Below are 16,621 nucleotides of genomic sequence, written 5' to 3'. Positions count from 1 at the left end.
GGAGGACGGCGCTGCTGGCGGACGGACTGCGCTATGAGCCGCAGTCCGCTCCGCTGCAGTGGGAGCTCGGCGTGGCTTATGCCGAGCTTGGGGATGCGCCGCGCGCGGAAGCGCGGCTGCGCGCGGCGCTGCGCCTGGACAAGTGGAACGCGTCCAGGCAGGCGGCCTTGCCGGAGCTGCTGCTACAGCTGGCGCAGCTGCAGCTCCGGCAAGGAAAGGCTGCGCTGGCCCGAGGCACGGCCAGGCGGGGTCTCGCGCTGTATGCGGACTACTCGGAGCTTGTCCGGCAAGCACCGATCCCCGGGACGCCGGCGAACAGCCGCGGCTTCCGCATGATGCCGGAAGCTGCGGCAGCTGCCGCTTCGCTTGCGGAGCTGCTGGACGGCCGGATGGCGGCAGCCATACCGTAGTCCGCCAGCCTTGGTTCTCAGCGCATGAAGCCATACCGTAGTCCGCCAGCCTTGGTCCTCAGCGCATGAAGCCATACCATAGTCCGCAGCCTTGGTCCTCAGCGCATGAAGCCATACCGTAGTCCTCAGCCTTTGGAACCCTAAGCGCGTTCAGCCGCAGCCTTCGCACCGCGGTTTGGATTTCCTTCAGCCGCCGAAGGCATCGCGGAATGCCGACTTCAGCTTTTCCGGGTCGGCCTGCCACAGCTCGGCAATTTCGGCGGCGACGTTGTCGTCCCACCAGTCGCACAGCTTTTTGCGGTTGTCGCGGTTCTCGTGGACGAACACGAGATTGAGATAAACCTTGCGCGTATACAGCTTTTCCGCCTGCTCCATCTGCTCCTTGGAAATGTATCCTTTCAGGCGCTTGGCGGTCCGGTACAGCTCATTGCTGCAGGCGCGCCGGATTTTGCGGGCGGTAGGGAGCTCACGCTGATGCTTGTTGCTTGGCATGCCGTTCATCGAGCCCACTCCTTTCCCCACAATATATGTTCGGGCAGGCAGGATGTGCAGGCCGGCGCAAGCCGGAGGCCATCCGCTTTATCGCCCGGAAGTTTTTGCTCTGCTTCGCCTCTTGCTCCTGCCGCGAACGCCTTGGCCGCGCTATGCCGATAGCTTCCGCTCCGGTTCCGGCTTGGGGCGGCGATCCGCCCTCAGCCTCATGAAAAAAAGCTGCTTCCCCGAAAGGGAACGCAGCTTTTTCGGCTTTCCAATCGTTTCAAGCATGCTCGGTAACGGTCGGCCTACTGGACATGGATGTACCCGACCATCGGTCCGCCGTGCTTGAGGTCCGTATGGGTCATGCAGATGATCGGATAGGTGCCTGCTTTTTCCGGCGTGAAGCTGACTTCCGTCACCGACCCTTTTTTGACCACTCCTTTTACGCCGAGCCCTTCAATGACGAACGGGTGGCTGGCGCCGTTGACGCCGGTGATGCGCAGCGTGACCTGCTCGCCTTTCTTCACCGTGAGGAAGTTCGGGCTCCATTGGTACACTTCGATTTCCTTGCCGTCTGCCGTCTGGCTTCTGAACTCGCCGGTGACCATCTCGAATACTTGCGGATTCGCCGCTGCCGTAGCCGAAGCCGCTTCGCCGGAAACGCTCGGATACAGCCTCCAGCAGGCGACGGCAAGAATGGCGATCGTGAGCGCGAGAGCCGCGAGCCGGAGCTGTTTTCTCGTTACAATAATGGCGTTCATTGCGGTCCACCCCTTCTTGTCCATGACATCAACATATTCTATGCATCCGTTCTGGCCGCCATGACCGTTTGTCCTATGGCACCATTTGGGAAGCCTATGATAGAATTACCGGGACAAACACCGGCGGCGAAAGCATCGCCTCATTATGAGATTGGAGTGGAAGGCATGCACTTGTTTCATGAACTCGTCACTTATTTGCTCGGCATCGTAGAGAAGCTCGGGTATTTCGGCATCATTCTGGGGCTGGCCATGGAAGTGATTCCGAGCGAGATCGTACTCGGTTATGCCGGCTACATGGTATCCACGGGAAGCATGACCTTCTGGGGAGCGGTTCTTTGCGGGACGATCGGCGCGATCCTGCAGCAGTGGATCCTGTACGCGATCGGCTTGTACGGAGGGCGTCCGTTCCTGGACAAATACGGGAAATACATCAAGATCAAGCCGAAGCATATCGATATCGCCGAAGGCTGGTTCCAGCGCTACGGTCCGGGCATGGTGTTCACCGCCCGCTTCGTTCCGGTGATGCGCCAGGTCATCTCCATTCCTGCGGGAATGGCCCGCATGCCGCTGTCCACGTTCACGCTGCTGACGGCGATCGCTTCGCTTCCGTGGTCGATCCTGTTCGTCTACATCGGCCGCAGCCTGGGCAGCAACTGGGAACAGATCAAGGACAAGGCGGCTCCTTACACGATGCCGGCCATTCTGGTCGCCGTCGCGGTGCTGATCATGTACGTGCTGTTCAAATACTTGCGCTCCCGCGGCCGCACGGTCTGATTGTGGCGCAGTCCGGACGTTTGGTACAATAGATGGAAATGGGCCGAAAGCCGCCGCCGGCGGCAAGGCGACAAGGAGTGGATAACCTATGGCCAAGCAAATAGCCGACAAGCTGTCGAAGGGAATCACGCCGCAGCAGTTCCGCGAAGGCATGACGAAAAACAAGGAAGCTTTCGACTCCTGGTACGACCGCTTCGAATGGGAAAGCGAGGACGACCGCGAGTTTTTCGAATCGCTGAACAACCGCGACGATCTGCGCGTGCTGATCCTGATGGCGGATTGGTGCGGGGACGTCGTGCGCAACATCCCGGCCGTGCTTCGCGCTCTGGAGAACAGCGGCGTGCCCGTCGAAGTGCTGATTATGGAAGAGCATCTCGATACGATGGACCAGTTCCTCACCATGGGAGGGCGCTCGGTGCCGATCGTCATCGTCGCCGACACCGGCGGCCATGTGCTCGGGCAATGGGGCCCGCGCCCGGCACGCATCCAGGAGCCGATGGTCCGGTTCAAGCAGGAGAACACCGACCGCGAAGCGCCCGACTATCAGGATAACCTGGCCGAGACGCGCAAGGAGATCATGCGCCGCTACGGCGAAGACGCCGCCTATCAGAGAGAAGTCGTTCGCGAGCTGCGCGAGCTGTTCTCGTCGATCTGATGAGCGCGATGAAGATCGAGAAGTTCGTGCTTGGCCCCATCCAGACGAACTGCTACCTGTTGATCAACGAAGAGAGCGGCCAGGCGGTCGTCATCGATCCCGGCATGGAGCCGAAGCGCCTCGTGGAGCGCATCCGCAGCGGTGGCTTCAAGCTGGAGGCGATTCTCTTGACCCACGCCCATCTGGACCATATGGGCGGCGTGGACGAAGTTCGCAAGGCATTCGGCTGCCCGGTCTATATCCACGATCTGGAGGCGGATTGGCTGACCGATCCCGCGAAGAACGGATCGCTGCGGTGGAGCCATATGACGCCGCCGCTTGTAACCGATCCGGCCGAATACGCTCTCGACGAGGGCATGAAGCTGGAGCTGGCGGGATTCAGCTTCCGTGTCCTTCATACTCCGGGCCACAGCCCCGGAAGCGTCAGCTTCCTGCATGGCTCGGACCTTTTTTCCGGCGACGTGCTGTTCCGGCAATCGATTGGGCGCACGGATCTGCCCGGCGGGCGCGAGGCGGATCTGTACAACTCCATCCGGTCCAAGCTCTATCGCCTCGATCCGCAGGTCAAGGTCCACAACGGCCACGGGCCGGCGACGACGATCGGGCATGAAATGCAGAACAATCCTTATGTACGAATCGGCTGAGAGCGATTGTCCGCTTCCTTCCGCCCGGTTGTTTCCGCGGAAGGGGCGGTTTTTATTTCCTTCGGCAGCTTTTGATTCCCATCAAGCAATGGAAAGGCGGCAATGAGATTGGCGGATAGAATCGGCACGGATACGGACGCAAGGCAAGAAGGGGAAGCGCGGCCAGCGCTTTCGCCGGAGGAGATGGCGGCCGAACAGGAGCGCATCGTGAAGGGCGTCGCCCAGGAGCTCGGCCTTCCTCTCGGCAAGGTGAAGGCGGCAGTCGGGCTGCTCGACGAAGGCAACACGATTCCTTTCATCGCCCGCTACCGCAAGGAAATGACCGGCGAGCTGGACGAGAACGAGCTGCGCTCCATCGAGGAGAAGCTGAATTACCGCCGCAGCCTGGAAGAACGCAAGCGGGAAGTCCTTCGGCTCATCGGCGAGCAGGGAAAGCTGACACCGGAGCTGGAAAAAGCCGTGCTCGGCTCCATGAAGCTGCAGGAAGTGGAGGATCTGTACCGTCCTTACCGGCAAAAGCGCAAAACGCGCGCTTCCGTCGCGCGCGAGCGCGGACTCGAGCCGCTTGCCCGGTGGCTGCTGTCGCAGCCCCGTCAAGGGGATCCGCTGAAGGAGGCCGAGGCCTACGTCCATCCGGACCAAGGCGTCGAAACGCCTGCCGATGCCCTGGCGGGAGCCCAGGACATCATTGCGGAGGAGATGGCCGACGAGGCGAGGACACGGGCATGGGTGCGCAAGTTCACAATGGAGCAGGGAGCTCTTCGTACCGTCGTCAGGCAAGCCGGAGAGGAATCCGTCTACGAGATGTACTACGACTATCGGGAGCCGCTGCGCAAGCTTCCGCCGCATCGCGTCCTTGCCATCAACCGCGGGGAAAGGGAAGAGGTGCTCCGCGTCAGCCTGGAGGTTCAGGCCGATCGGATTCATGACTACATGATCCGGCACACGCTGCGCCAAGGCACCTCGCCAGGCGTCAGGGAGGCGCTCGTCGCCGCCATCGAGGACGCCTACAAGCGCCTGATCGCTCCTTCCATCGAGCGGGAAGTCCGGTCGGAGCTGACGGACAAGGCGGAAGAGCATGCAATCGGCATTTTCTCCGCCAACTTGCGGAATCTGCTTCTTCAGCCGCCTGTTCCGGGATATGTGGTGCTCGGCGTCGATCCGGCTTACCGGACCGGCTGCAAGCTGGCCGTCGTGGACGAGACCGGCAAGCTGCTTGAAGTCGCCGTCACCTACCCGACTCCTCCGAACAACAAGGTCGCGGATGCGGAGAGGATTATCGGCGGCCTGATCGACAAATACGGCGTTACTCTCATCGTCATCGGCAACGGCACCGCCTCGAGAGAGACCGAGAGCTTTATCGCCGGCCTTATCAAGAACCGGGCCGCAGCAGGCAAGAAGGGCGCGGAGGCGCTCCAATACATCATTGTCAGCGAGGCCGGCGCAAGCGTCTATTCGGCTTCCAAGCTTGCCGCGGAGGAGTTTCCTTCGCTTGACGTGGCGGAGCGCAGCGCGGTTTCCATCGCCCGCCGCCTGCAGGATCCTCTGGCCGAGCTCGTCAAGATCGAGCCGAAGGCGATCGGAGTCGGCCAGTACCAGCATGACGTCAGCCAGAAGCGGCTCGGCGAGACGCTCGGCGGCGTCGTGGAATCGGCCGTCAACCATGTCGGAGTCGACGCCAATACCGCTTCGGCATCTCTCTTGTCTTACGTCGCTGGAATAAATGCGACGACCGCCAAGAACATCGTGAAGCATCGCGAGGAGACCGGCAGGTTCGGATCGCGGGCAGAGCTCAAGAAGGTGCCGCGTCTGGGCGCCAAGACGTACGAGCAGTGCATCGGCTTCATCCGCATTCCCGAAGCGGCCAACCCGCTTGACCGCACTCCGATCCACCCTGAATCGTATGCCGTCGTCTCCGGACTGTTCCGGGAGCTCGGGCTCGGCATGGACGCCATCGGAACGGATCATGCGCGGGAGCGGCTCTCGGCGGCGGATGCCTCCTCGCTTGCTGGACGTCTCGGCGTTGGCGAGCCGACCCTGAAGGATATCATCGACAGCCTGATGCGTCCGGGAAGGGATCCGCGCGAGGAGCTGCCTGCGCCCGTCTTTTCCAAGGACGTGCTTGCGATCGAGGACCTGCAGGCCGGCATGGAGCTTCAAGGGACGGTACGCAACGTCATCGACTTCGGCGCTTTCGTGGACATCGGCATCAAGAACGACGGTCTTGTCCACATTTCCCAGATGAGCGACCGCTTCGTCAAGCATCCGATGGATGTCGTGGCGGTCGGCGACGTCGTGACGGTATGGGTGCTGAACGTGGACTTGAAAAAAGGCCGTGTCGGCCTCACCATGCGCTCTCCCGGTTGATTGCGCCGGCCTGTCCCGGCCCGTTGCGCACTGGAGCTTCTCATACACGGCAGCCCGGCAGCCGCATGTCCAAAAGCCGGCCAAGCCAAACAAGGTGTCCCGGGGGGCACCTTGTTTGGCTATTGCCCATCGGCGAGGAACGGATTCGTTGATGGCGCGTCGGCAGCGCGATACTCCGTTATGGCCTCCATTCGTTCGGCAGGCATGCTTACACACAGGGAAAGAGAAAGAGGCTTCCCTGCTGCCGGACGGGCAGCGGGGAAGCCTCGGAATCAGACGGTCGTGGCGGAATCGTCGCGCGGCTCCTTGGTGCGATAAATGAACCAGCAGTCGTTCAGGAGCCGGATCTGCCGGAGGTCCTTTTGCTGGAACGCGCGCATCAGTTGGCTGCTCAGCCATTGCGGCATCGCATCTTCCCCCCTCTGCCAGGAATGGTTCGTATAGCATATGGGGGGGACTGACGGAGCGTGCAGGTCCAGCTTGGGACGAGCAGGCGGCTTCATCCGCCGCAGCGTTCCGTCCTAGTCCTCGTACTCTTCCTCGTACCACTGCTCGAGCTGGGCTTGCAGCGCGACCATCTCCGTCCGCAAGGACTTAATCGGATAGGCTTTCTCTTCAATGTTGAAGAAGCTCTCGACAAGCTCGTTGAGATAGTCGATGCCGGACTGGACCGGCACCGCGCCGTCATGCAGCTCGAGCTCGGAGAATTCGGCGATGCAATGCGGCAGGCTGGGAACGTTGGCGGCCGTAAGCTTGTCCAGCTCCTTATGGAGGCGAAGGTTGAGGGCGGACAGCTGGTAGGCGTGGGTTGCGGGCATCTCGACGATGGAGAGCTGCTCTCCCTGCCGGAACAATACATATTTCATGGTAGGCATGGCTTGGGTTCTTGCTCCTCTCCCGCCCGCGGAGGGCGGCAATCTACTTGACAGTGTAGCCCAAGGTGGCTTTACAATTCAAGAGGGAGGGATGTCCAGAGGTGATGGAGGATAAGGAGCTGCAAGCATGGGTGGAGAGGGTATCGCTGGAGGCGTTCGGAATTCCGTTCCGGCACCGAGCGACGTTCAACAGAAGGCTGACTTCGACGGGGGGCCGCTACTTCCTGAAGTCGCATAACATCGACATCAGCGCAAAGCAGCTGGAGATCTACGGCCCCGAGGAAACCGAGAAGATCATCCGGCATGAGCTATGCCATTATCATCTGCATCTGCTCGGGATGGGATACCGGCATCGCGATGCCGATTTCAAGGAATGGCTCGCTCGTTCGGGAGGATCCAGGCATTGCCGTCCGCTGCCGGACAGGGAGCAGCGCAAGCCGCTTCCGTTCCGCTACAAGCTGGTCTGCACCGCCTGCCGCATGGAATACAAGCGCAAGCGCAAGGTGGATCCGGCTCGTTATCGATGCGGAAAGTGCAGGGGGAAGCTTGTTTTGACAGCGCTTGACAGCGTCAGCGAGGCATGATAAATTAGATTTTGTTACCGTTTATTTCATTGTTCCCTGATAGCTCAGTTGGTAGAGCACTCGACTGTTAATCGAGTTGTCACAGGTTCGAGTCCTGTTCGGGGAGCCATTCGGAGAGATACCCAAGTGGCTCAAGGGGACCCTCTGCTAAGGGGTTAGACTGCGTAAGTGGTGCGAGGGTTCGAATCCCTCTCTCTCCGCCATTCTTCTGGACAGAAGAGACCGTACCCGGTCTTTTTTTGTTTTGGAGCCGGGCAGCCGGCCGGCGAACTTTTTCCGTCTTTCCGGATGAAATCTTTTTTTGAAAAAGGACTTGCACGGAATCGTCGCGTATGATATATTCATTCATGTTGTTTGAAAAGTTCTTCCTTGAAGGACAAGCTGCATGGCCCGTTGGTCAAGGGGTTAAGACACCTCCCTTTCACGGAGGTAACAGGGGTTCGAATCCCCTACGGGTCACCATATTCGAGCCATTAGCTCAGTTGGTAGAGCACCTGACTTTTAATCAGGGTGTCGAAGGTTCGAGTCCTTCATGGCTCACCATTTTTTCCTAGGTTTTTCCCCTATACGTGCGGTAGTGGTGGAATGGCAGACACGCTATCTTGAGGGGGTAGTGGGCGTACGCCCGTGGAGGTTCGAGTCCTCTCTACCGCACCATATCGATGATGACGCCTTCCGTTTACGGAAGGCTTTTTTGCGTTGTTAATGGATTGTCCAGACCTAAAATAAGGGGTGCCCGGGTTTCAAGGGGCACCCCTTTTCCATGCCCGTGAAAGGGCGGTCCGCCGCCAGGGCGGCCATGCACGGATGCCGCTTGATGGAAGGATTGTCGAGCTTGATTTTTTTGTGCGCGCAGAGATCAGGAGCTGATTGTCGTCGTGACCGTCAGCGAGGGGGTGGAGGTGCTGGTGGAGGTCGTTCCGCCATAATTGTGGATGGCCAGGTTTACGGGGGTGCCGGGGAGGATATCGGCTGTCGCCAAGACAAGTCCGGTCGGACTTGGCGCGGACAGCTCGCTTTGCTGCAGGATGCCGTTGACGTATACGTCGAAGGAGCCGCCGGGGGCGACGGCAGGCAAGCTTCCCGCGGGCACGGGATTGCCCGCGTCGTCAAGGAAGCTTGTCGCGGGAATCGTCGTCGTGCCTGCTCCCGCATCGATCATCGGCGCGGTGACGGCGGCATTGAACCGGGTCGCCGTGTCGACGACGCTGGTCGACGTGACCGTATCCACGGTTCCGCTGACAACGCTGCTTGCGGCAAAAAAGGCTTTGATCAAGGACGGAGGCATATCGCCTTCATCTCCTTTCCATTGGGATGTGATAGCGTATGAGCGACTTGTCTTAGAGGCAACAGGCATTTGCTCGTGGCGGGCCTTTGTCCGGCGCTTTCTTTTGCGCAGCTTCCGGGACAGCAGGAGGCTCACGCTCTCCAGAAGGACAGGGGCTCCTCTCGGAGGCACATCCCGGCTCAGCAGATGGAGGCTGTTGGGCCCGATCCGGTACAAGCCCGGCGGCTGGATGGACTGGTTGACATAGAGGTTGTACCAGCTGACCTGGCTGGGAGCGGGAATTCGGCCTGCGCCTCCGCGGGCCGGACCGAAGTCTCTGCACACACCGTCGGACAAGCCGTAGAAATAGATCCTTCTGACCTTCAGAATGCGGCTTGAAGAAGCGGGCCGCTGTTTGCGGACGCCTTTCCTTTTTGCCTGTCTGGAGGTATCGCGGTCCTTTTTTCCTCCTCGCTTGCCGGTTCGCATAGCCATCCCACCTCTCCATAAGCTTATGCCGAAGCAAGAGGAACCGAGACGGCATTCGTCGCGGCAAGCCGATCTTCCCTGACGGCAGCAATGTGAGGTTACTTCCCTTCCCGCAGAAAGAAAAAAAGCGATGTCAGATGAAAACGGAACCAGTTTTATTGGATAGCGCATACATTTCTAGGTGGGATGCTAAAACATGATAATTTCGGTCAATTATGTGATGTAAAATAACATTTCATTGATTTCTATCATATTTCGTTGAATCAACCCATAGAAAAGGCTTCCATCCCGAACGTACAATGTACGCAGGGGGGAACAACATGGCACAACTGGAAGTCGACCTGCACCAACGCCGCAAAGAGCGGCCCGCGATCATTCGCTTTCTGCGCCAGTGGGACCTTCAATTGATGGTCATACCGGCCTTTATCCTCATCGTCATCTTCTTCTATCTTCCGATGTACGGAACCATAACCGCGTTCCAGGACTACAACATTTTCAAAGGCATATCGGGAAGTCCCTGGGTCGGGTTCAAGCATTTCGAGCGTTTCTTCAACGACCCCGTATTCGGCAGGGTGATGCGCAATACGCTCGTCATCAGCTTTCTGAAGCTGGTCATCTGCTTCCCGGCGCCGATTCTGCTCGCGCTCATGCTCAATGAGGTGCGCAGCCGCTACTTCAAGCGGATCGTCCAGACGATCAGCTACCTGCCGCATTTCCTTTCCTGGGTCATCGTCTCGGGACTTGCCATGTCGATCCTTTCCACGGAGAACGGAAGTCTCAACATGCTTCTCCAGTCGGTCAACCTGATCGACGAGCCGGTCGGATGGCTCAACATGCCGGAGCATTTCTGGAGCATCCTGATCTCGGCCAATGTCTGGAAGGAAATCGGCTTCGGCTCCATCGTCTATTTGGCGGCGATCGCCGGAGTGGACCCGAGCCTGTACGAAGCCGCCTCCATGGACGGCGCGAGCCGGTTCAAGCAGATGTTCGTCGTCACGCTCCCGACGATCATGCCGGTCATCATCATCTTCTTCATCCTTGCCGTCGGCAACCTGCTTACGGCCGGCTTCGAGGACATCCTCCTGATCGGCAGCGATCCGGTGCTGAGGCCGGTGGCGGATGTGCTGGAAACCTATGTATACAGGATGGGCATCGAATCGCAGCGCTTCTCCTATGCGACCGCCGTCGGACTGTTCAAGGCCGTCGTCAGCGTTTCGCTGCTCACCATAGCCAATCTGCTTGCGCGCCGATCCGGCAACAGCCTGTGGTAAGATGACATCTTGGATCGAAGGAGGAAGAGAGGCTTGAAAATCAGACTCGGCTATGGCGACCGCTTTTTCACCGGATTCATCTATACGTTTTTAGTCTTGCTTTCCGTTACATGCTTCTATCCGTTCTGGAACGCGGTGGTGGTGTCCTTCAATGAAGGAATGGATACCGCTCTGGGAGGCGTGACGGTATGGCCCCGCGCCTTCACGCTGGAAAATTACGAGATCGTGTTCCAGGACAGCCGGATCCTCCATGCGTTTCTGGTCTCCGTGCTCCGCACGATTGTCGGAACCGCATCCGCCATTCTCTGCACGGCAATCTTCGCCTACGGCATGACGCGCAGCGAGCTTGTCGGACGCAAGTTCTACATGGTCGCCTGCATCATCACGATGTATTTCAGCGGCGGCCTCATTCCGACCTTCCTGCTGATCCGCAGCCTGCATCTGTTCGACTCCTTCTGGGTATTCATCATTCCGTCGCTGATCAGCGTCTGGAACATGATCGTATTCCGCACGTTCTTCCTGGGACTGCCGGCGGGACTGGACGAGTCGGCGCGCATCGACGGCTGCGGCTACTGGGGAACGTTTTTCCGGATCGTGCTGCCCCTGTCGGGTCCTGTCATCGCGACCTTGGCTCTGTTCACGGCGATCAGCCACTGGAACGACTGGTTCATGCCGAGCATCTACATCAACAACGAGAACCTGATCCCGATCCAGACGAAGCTGCAGCAGATTCTTAACTCCAACATTATGACCGAGCAGATGCAGCAGCTCGACTCCGCCGCGCAGGCCAGGCTGTCGGCAATGAAGACCATAACGGGCAAATCGCTGTCGATGGCGACGATGATGGTCGCCACGCTTCCGATCATCTGCGTGTATCCGTTCGTTCAGCGTTATTTCGTGAAGGGCGTGCTCGTCGGCGCCGTGAAGGGCTGAGCCGGGTATCTTGCAGCGACGATTGGTTTTAAGGGCACGCAAGTCCGGCAACGGGCCGTGCATTTAAAATATAGATTTTAGAGCTCGGAAAAGGGGATGAACGAGTTGAGCAAATGGAAAGTGACTGCGTTCAAGAGCATGGCTCTCGCCATGGTAGCCGCAACGGCGCTGGCAGGCTGTTCAGGCGGCAACAACGGGGGCGGCAATTCGGGATCGGCAGGCAGCAATGGCGCTTCTCCGGAGCCGGCGGCTTCGACGGCGCCGTCGCCAGACGCGTCGACAGCGCCGGAGGCAAGCGGCTGGCAGGTAGGCAGCGAGCCGCTGGAGTACAGCATGTACGGCCACTACGATTGGTACACGATGCCCAAGTGGGGAGGAGACGTCTCCTCCAAATGGATCATGGACAACATGAAGGTCAACGTCACGGCTGTCCAGTCGGGAGGCAACGCCGCCCAGAAGCTGAACACGATGATCGCATCCGGCAAGCTTCCGGACGTCATCTGGCTCGACAAGGGCGCGGATGTCGAGAAGCTCCGCGAAGCCGACATGCTGGTGCCGTTCGACGACTACATCGACAAGTACCCGAACTTTAAGAAATGGGTCGGCGAGAAGAACATCAACATGCTCCGCTCCAGCGACGGCAAAATCTATCAGTTCCCGAACTGGTACAGCAGCCAGCCGTTCGGCAACGCCGGCTACTTGGTCAATAAAAAGTATTATGAAGCGCTCGGCTCGCCGAAGCTCGAGACGACCGACGACTTCTACAATTATTTGAAGGCAGTGAAGGAGAAGTTCCCGACAGTCGTGCCGTTCAATCCGGATCTGGCCGTGGACGGACAGGGGCTGGATGTCATCTACAGCGCCTTCGCCGAGGATGCCAATCTGGCCGCCATCGGGAACCGCGCCGCCATTACCGGCGACAAGCTGACCTCGATTTTCCAGGATCCGGTCTATCGCGAGTCGATGCTCTTCAACTCCAGGCTGTTCCGCGAGAAGCTCATGAGCCCCGACGCCATGACGCAGAAGAAGGATCAGGTCAAGGAGAAGGCGTTCACCGGCAAGGTCGCCGTGTTTGCCGGCGCAAGCCCGACGGAATATGGTTCGGCCGGAGACGCCGAGCTGAAGAAGGCGGATCCGAACGACGGCTACTTCATGATCTGGCCGATCCGCAAGGAAGGCCTCAACAAAGACAAGATTTTCCCCGGCACCTACACGGGCCTGGGCTGGAACGTAAGCGTCATCACCAAATCCGCGAAGGATCCCGAGAAGATCTTCGCCTTCCTGGATTGGCTGACCGGACCGGAAGGAACCCGCACGCTCATGTGGGGACCGGAGGGCATGTATTGGGAAGGGCATGACGAAGAGGGCTCCCCGCTCTTCAAGGATACTTATTTGACGGATGTCAAAGGCCGCACCAAAGTCATGGATGCGACGGTCAACCTGCAATGGGTCGGCAACTCCGCCTTCATGGACAAATCGAAGATGAAGTTCGAGTCGACTCTGCCTGACGACCAGAAGACATGGGAAACGAGATACCAGAGCACGATTACGTGGAAAACGCAAAAGGACGCGACCGAATTCATCAACCTTGCGCCTGCGCCGAACTCCGAGGAAGGCATCATCCAGACGAGCGTGGAAGAGATCTGGGACGAGTCGCGCGCCAAGGCCTTGTATGCGAAAAGCGACGAGGAAGTGCTGGCCATCCTCGACAAGGCCGACAAGGACGCGATGGCGATCGGCTACCAGCAGCTGCTGGACTACAAAACGAACAAATGGCATGAAAACCGGAAGATCATTGGCAGCAATGGCTGATTTTCCATCCCCAAGCATCGGTTTGAAGGCTATACTGAAAGCATGTCCGCCGTCCCGGAGGGGCGGCGGTCTTTTTTCTTCATGACGCCGGTTAAATTCTACATTCCGGATGGAGCGGCCCATGACTGATTCGTCGAATGCGCTGACTGCCGAATAGAAGGCGGGCATGCTGCCAGCGGGCAAGGGAGGAGACATCATGTACAAGGTTCTGATCGTGGATGACGAAGAGCTGGATCTGAAAGGCATGCAGACATTTATTCCATGGGACTCGATGGGGCTGGAAATCGTCGGCGCGGTGCACAGCGGCTTTGATGCGTATGAGATTCTTGCCCGGGAGCCGGTCGATATTCTGGTGACGGATGTGCATATGCCCAGCATGTCCGGCCTTGAGCTTGCCGAGAAGGCGCTCGAGCTTCATGAACGGATTCGGATCATTTTTGTAAGCGGCTATCAGGACTTTCACTACGTGAAGCAGGCTCTGTCGCTCCGCGCGTGGGATTATGTGCTCAAGCCCATGGATGATGCGGAGCTGGAGCAGGCGCTGCGCAAGCTGGCCGATCAGCTCGATCGGGAGAAGGCGGCTCTCGAGGCGGCGCCGGTACAGTCGTCATCGGCTCAGACGCCATCGGTACAGATGCCTCCGACAGAGACGCCATCGGCACAGATGCCATCGGCACAGAAGCCGCCGACAGACCAGGAACAGAGCCTGCCTGCTGCAGCTCCTTCCAAGCCGTCCAAAAACGCCAGGCTGATCGCGGAAGTCGTCCAGTACGTGGAGAGCCGCCTCCATGAGAACATTACGCTGAAGGAGGTTGCGGATGCGTTCGCTTTCTCGCCCAATTATTTGGGAGCCTTGTTCAAGGAGGAGACGGGAATCAACTTCAGCGAGCATCTGATCGACCGGAAGATGAAGATCGCCGGGGAGATGCTGAGAGGGACCCGGCTTCGAATATATGAAATCGCGGATCGCGTCGGCTACAAATACATGCCTTATTTCAGCCGTCAGTTCAAGGAGACGTTCGGCGTGACGCCTAACGAATACAGGAGGCGGGAATGAAAGGCGGGCGGCAGAGGGGATTCATTCCGCTCGGCTTGAAGCTGTTCGCGTCTTATGTGCTGCTTACGATGGTTCCTCTGGCGCTGCTCGGCTGGATCGCGAATTCCATCATGGTCGGCTCCGTCCGCTCCCAGACGGAGAACAACATCCGAGGCACTTTGAGGCAGATGGAGGACAACGTCCGCTACCGGATCGACGATACCGTCCGCATCACCGACATGCTTTACCAGGACAGCATGCTGGTGAGGGCGCTCAAGAGCAAGGAAGAGGGCTGGGCCAACTACGACGCGACCAAGAAGGTGCTGCTGCCGAAATTCTGGGAAGCGATCAATTCTACGGACCGCAGCATGAGAATGTCGGTGTACATCAAGAACGAGGTGTACAACGAGATCTATGATCTGAGCAAGGACGGCGAGGATATTCTCAAGTCCAACAACCGTTCCTTTGAAATCCTTCATCTGTCCCGTATCCAGAAGGAGGAGTGGTACAAGTCCCTTCCGAAGGAGCAGTACGACGTGACGATGAAGTGGGTCCAGATCGGGGACGACGCCAAGTTCGGGAGAATCTCGCTGATCCGCCGGATCGTGGACACCTATACGCCTTCCGATCTGAAGGAGCTCGGCCTCGTCCGGATCAGCGTCTATTTCAACGATTTGTTCGACAGCGTGGACGCCAAGAAAATCATGCCCGGCAGCCGTCTCTATATTGTCGACGAAGACGGCAAGGTGCTGCATGCTTCGGGAAGAGATGTCGATAAAGTCCAAGCGCCTGCCCCTGCGGCGGGAGCGGAGGAAGCCGGCAAAGGCAGCCTGGTCATCCGCGAGCCGTTGCCGGGGCTCCAGTACAGCTTGATCGCGGTCATACCGGAGGAAGTCCTGCAGGCCGATGCCCGCAAGATCACCTGGCTCACCGTGCTCGTCTGCGGCATCAGCATGGTGGCGATCATCGGCGTCGCCCTGTTCGTCACGCGCGCGTTCACGAAGCGGATCGGCAAGGTCATTTCGGTCCTCCAGTCGTTCCGCCGAGGCGATTATCGCCGCCGGATCCAGTACAAGGGCCAGGACGAGTATTCCATGATCGCGGATGCCCTCAACGAGCTCGGCGCACAGACGGACAACCTCATCCAGGAGGTGTACCTGACGAAGCTGCGCAAAAAAGAGGCGGAGCTCGAAACGCTGCAGGCTCAGATCAATCCGCATTTCCTCTACAATACCCTTTCATCGATCAGCAGGCTGGCGAAGTTCGGCGAAGTGGACAAGCAGCATCAGATGATCATGAATCTGGCGCGCTTTTACCGGATGTCGCTCAACGACGGGAAAACCATCATTCCTGCGGCGGACGAGCTCGATCAGATCCAGGCTTACCTGGCCATCCAGCAGGTCAAATACGGCGACCGCGTCGAAGTGAGCTATCAATGGGACGAGCGGCTGCCCGGTTATATGACGATCAAGCTGATTCTCCAGCCGTTCGTGGAAAATGCGCTTGAGCATGCCTGGAAGGGAGACCGGATTCGAATCTCGATATCCGCGGAGCTCAGGCCAGGCATTCATCCCGTCATCGAATTCAAGGTTGCCGACGATGGAATCGGGATGCCCGAAGGCCTGGCGGAGGAGCTGTTCAGGGAAACAGGGCGCAGCCGGCAAGGCTACGGCATCCGCAACGTGCATGAACGGATCCGCCTCTATTATGGAGAGAGCTACGGGATTTCGATCGAAACCGGATTGGAGGGGCAAGGAACGGCGATCCGGATCCGAATTCCGGCACGAAGAAGCCTTGATGCGCCCGATTCTCCGCTGCGGAAGCGGCATGGCTGATGCGCGCGTGGGCATGCCGAGGCGAATCAGGTATACTGGAATCATTCTGCTGTTATCAGGAGGCAAGGAAAGATGAATGAAGAAACGCTTGGATTGTTCCGGACTTTGACGGAGATGCGCGCCGTTCCCGGCCATGAGAAGGAGCTGCGCAAGTATGTGGAAAGCCAGCTGGCCGCTTGCACGGACGAGCTTGTGCGCGACCGCCTGGGCAGCATCTTCGGCGTTTTCCGCGGCGACGAGCAGGGACCGCGGATCATGGTGGCCGGCCATATGGACGAGGTCGGGCTCATGGTCTCGGCCATTACGGACAACGGCATGATCAAGTTCGTCACGCTCGGCGGCTGGAACGCCCAGACGATGCTGGCGCAGCGGATGGAGATCGTGTCCGACAACGGGCCTGTCATCGGGGTCATCGGCTCCCCCCCCCCGCC

Annotated in this window: 16 protein-coding genes, 5 tRNA genes and 1 pseudogene; 17 read left to right on the top strand and 5 right to left on the bottom strand. The window is 58.9% G+C overall.

Translation table 11 applies throughout. From position 1 onward, the window contains the following. Nucleotides 1–410 (top strand): hypothetical protein (locus VE23_RS27005; protein ID WP_198156156.1); only part of this gene is annotated, 410 nt, incomplete at its 5' end. Between the two features lie 186 nt (nt 411–596). Here VE23_RS27005 and VE23_RS11085 read toward each other — a convergent pair. Next, on the bottom strand, nt 597–911 hold the full coding sequence (locus VE23_RS11085) for a hypothetical protein (RefSeq protein WP_021879922.1): 315 nt from the start codon (nt 909–911) through the stop codon (nt 597–599). Between the two features lie 281 nt (nt 912–1,192). After that, a complete protein-coding gene (locus tag VE23_RS11080) occupies nt 1,193–1,648 on the bottom strand; it encodes a cupredoxin domain-containing protein (RefSeq protein WP_048745020.1) in 456 nt (151 codons plus the stop codon). 165 nt (nt 1,649–1,813) lie between these two features. On the opposite strand from VE23_RS11080, the gene VE23_RS11075 reads away from it, so the two are divergent. The 4 genes from VE23_RS11075 (at nt 1,814) to VE23_RS11060 (ending at nt 6,088) form a co-directional block, all read left to right on the top strand. After that, complete coding sequence (locus tag VE23_RS11075) at nt 1,814–2,422, top strand: DedA family protein (RefSeq protein WP_048746248.1); 609 nt, start codon at nt 1,814–1,816, stop codon at nt 2,420–2,422. Nucleotides 2,423–2,510: 88 nt separating this feature from the next. Beyond that, nucleotides 2,511–3,077, top strand: coding sequence for a thioredoxin family protein (locus VE23_RS11070; protein WP_021879924.1), 567 nt, complete (start codon nt 2,511–2,513; stop codon nt 3,075–3,077). Between the two features lie 8 nt (nt 3,078–3,085). Continuing rightward, nucleotides 3,086–3,721 (top strand): MBL fold metallo-hydrolase, encoded by a 636-nt coding sequence (locus VE23_RS11065; RefSeq protein WP_049869700.1) that lies wholly within the window; start codon nt 3,086–3,088, stop codon nt 3,719–3,721. Nucleotides 3,722–3,904: 183 nt separating this feature from the next. Continuing rightward, nucleotides 3,905–6,088 carry a Tex family protein gene (locus tag VE23_RS11060; RefSeq protein ID WP_176587494.1) on the top strand — a complete coding sequence of 728 codons (2,184 nt, stop codon included), beginning with the start codon at nt 3,905–3,907 and terminating at the stop codon, nt 6,086–6,088. Between the two features lie 272 nt (nt 6,089–6,360). Here the strand turns inward: VE23_RS11060 and cmpA are convergent, their stop codons facing one another. Beyond that, nucleotides 6,361–6,495: a cortex morphogenetic protein CmpA gene (gene cmpA, locus VE23_RS26480; protein ID WP_094248199.1), complete on the bottom strand. Its 135-nt coding sequence runs from the start codon at nt 6,493–6,495 to the stop codon at nt 6,361–6,363. Between the two features lie 114 nt (nt 6,496–6,609). Continuing rightward, nucleotides 6,610–6,963: a hypothetical protein gene (locus VE23_RS11055; RefSeq protein ID WP_021879928.1), complete on the bottom strand. Its 354-nt coding sequence runs from the start codon at nt 6,961–6,963 to the stop codon at nt 6,610–6,612. 104 nt (nt 6,964–7,067) lie between these two features. Between VE23_RS11055 and VE23_RS11050 the strand changes: the two genes are divergently transcribed. From VE23_RS11050 to VE23_RS11025, 6 genes are all read left to right on the top strand, one after another. After that, complete coding sequence (locus tag VE23_RS11050; protein ID WP_048746251.1) at nt 7,068–7,547, top strand: SprT family protein; 480 nt, start codon at nt 7,068–7,070, stop codon at nt 7,545–7,547. Nucleotides 7,548–7,580: 33 nt separating this feature from the next. Then, a tRNA-Asn gene (locus tag VE23_RS11045) sits at nt 7,581–7,656 on the top strand. Nucleotides 7,657–7,659: 3 nt separating this feature from the next. After that, nucleotides 7,660–7,750, top strand: a tRNA-Ser gene (locus VE23_RS11040). Nucleotides 7,751–7,934: 184 nt separating this feature from the next. Beyond that, nucleotides 7,935–8,009 (top strand) — tRNA-Glu (locus VE23_RS11035). 5 nt (nt 8,010–8,014) lie between these two features. Then, nucleotides 8,015–8,090 (top strand) — tRNA-Lys (locus tag VE23_RS11030). 28 nt (nt 8,091–8,118) lie between these two features. Further along, a tRNA-Leu gene (locus VE23_RS11025) sits at nt 8,119–8,204 on the top strand. A 202-nt stretch (nt 8,205–8,406) separates the two neighbouring features. Here the strand turns inward: VE23_RS11025 and VE23_RS26475 are convergent. Further along, nucleotides 8,407–9,309: a DUF4183 domain-containing protein gene (locus tag VE23_RS26475; RefSeq protein WP_198156155.1), complete on the bottom strand. Its 903-nt coding sequence runs from the start codon at nt 9,307–9,309 to the stop codon at nt 8,407–8,409. Between the two features lie 314 nt (nt 9,310–9,623). Here VE23_RS26475 and VE23_RS11015 point away from each other — a divergent pair, with 314 nt between their 5' ends. From VE23_RS11015 to VE23_RS27330, 6 genes and pseudogenes are all read left to right on the top strand, one after another. Continuing rightward, the gene (locus tag VE23_RS11015; RefSeq protein WP_048746254.1) at nt 9,624–10,574 is read left to right on the top strand and encodes an ABC transporter permease; all 951 of its coding nucleotides are present in this window, start codon (nt 9,624–9,626) and stop codon (nt 10,572–10,574) included. 39 nt (nt 10,575–10,613) lie between these two features. Then, nucleotides 10,614–11,507: a carbohydrate ABC transporter permease gene (locus VE23_RS11010; RefSeq protein WP_048746262.1), complete on the top strand. Its 894-nt coding sequence runs from the start codon at nt 10,614–10,616 to the stop codon at nt 11,505–11,507. Between the two features lie 96 nt (nt 11,508–11,603). Then, a complete protein-coding gene (locus tag VE23_RS11005) occupies nt 11,604–13,319 on the top strand; it encodes an extracellular solute-binding protein (protein WP_021879933.1) in 1,716 nt (571 codons plus the stop codon). A 196-nt stretch (nt 13,320–13,515) separates the two neighbouring features. Next, the gene (locus VE23_RS11000) at nt 13,516–14,376 is read left to right on the top strand and encodes a response regulator (RefSeq protein ID WP_049869697.1); all 861 of its coding nucleotides are present in this window, start codon (nt 13,516–13,518) and stop codon (nt 14,374–14,376) included. After that, nucleotides 14,373–16,190, top strand: coding sequence for a sensor histidine kinase (locus VE23_RS10995; RefSeq protein ID WP_069202458.1), 1,818 nt, complete (start codon nt 14,373–14,375; stop codon nt 16,188–16,190). Before VE23_RS11000 ends, VE23_RS10995 begins: the two co-directional genes overlap by 4 nt. A 72-nt stretch (nt 16,191–16,262) precedes the next feature. Then, nucleotides 16,263–16,621, top strand: a pseudogene (locus tag VE23_RS27330) (peptidase M28); the annotation flags it as partial.

It is taken from the genome of Paenibacillus sp. D9, assembly GCF_001188365.1.
In the GTDB taxonomy this organism is placed as follows: domain Bacteria; phylum Bacillota; class Bacilli; order Paenibacillales; family Paenibacillaceae; genus Paenibacillus_O; species Paenibacillus_O humicus.
Note: the sequence above shows the minus strand (reverse complement) of the source record. Positions and strands in the feature narration are given on the sequence as shown.

Excerpts from the sequence above, each read along its gene's own strand:
- VE23_RS11055 (WP_021879928.1), bottom strand. The coding sequence starts at position 6,963 with ATGCCTACCATGAAATATGTATTGTTCCGGCAGGGAGAGCAGCTCTCC.
- cmpA (WP_094248199.1), bottom strand. The coding sequence starts at position 6,495 with ATGCCGCAATGGCTGAGCAGCCAACTGATGCGCGCGTTCCAGCAAAAG.
- VE23_RS11080 (WP_048745020.1), bottom strand. The coding sequence starts at position 1,648 with ATGAACGCCATTATTGTAACGAGAAAACAGCTCCGGCTCGCGGCTCTC.
- VE23_RS26475 (WP_198156155.1), bottom strand. The coding sequence starts at position 9,309 with ATGGCTATGCGAACCGGCAAGCGAGGAGGAAAAAAGGACCGCGATACC.
- VE23_RS11005 (WP_021879933.1), top strand. The coding sequence starts at position 11,604 with ATGAACGAGTTGAGCAAATGGAAAGTGACTGCGTTCAAGAGCATGGCT.
- VE23_RS11015 (WP_048746254.1), top strand. The coding sequence starts at position 9,624 with ATGGCACAACTGGAAGTCGACCTGCACCAACGCCGCAAAGAGCGGCCC.
- VE23_RS11060 (WP_176587494.1), top strand. The coding sequence starts at position 3,905 with ATGGCGGCCGAACAGGAGCGCATCGTGAAGGGCGTCGCCCAGGAGCTC.
- VE23_RS11075 (WP_048746248.1), top strand. The coding sequence starts at position 1,814 with ATGCACTTGTTTCATGAACTCGTCACTTATTTGCTCGGCATCGTAGAG.
- VE23_RS11065 (WP_049869700.1), top strand. The coding sequence starts at position 3,086 with ATGAAGATCGAGAAGTTCGTGCTTGGCCCCATCCAGACGAACTGCTAC.
- VE23_RS10995 (WP_069202458.1), top strand. The coding sequence starts at position 14,373 with ATGAAAGGCGGGCGGCAGAGGGGATTCATTCCGCTCGGCTTGAAGCTG.
- VE23_RS11000 (WP_049869697.1), top strand. The coding sequence starts at position 13,516 with ATGTACAAGGTTCTGATCGTGGATGACGAAGAGCTGGATCTGAAAGGC.
- VE23_RS11085 (WP_021879922.1), bottom strand. The coding sequence starts at position 911 with ATGAACGGCATGCCAAGCAACAAGCATCAGCGTGAGCTCCCTACCGCC.
- VE23_RS11050 (WP_048746251.1), top strand. The coding sequence starts at position 7,068 with ATGGAGGATAAGGAGCTGCAAGCATGGGTGGAGAGGGTATCGCTGGAG.
- VE23_RS11070 (WP_021879924.1), top strand. The coding sequence starts at position 2,511 with ATGGCCAAGCAAATAGCCGACAAGCTGTCGAAGGGAATCACGCCGCAG.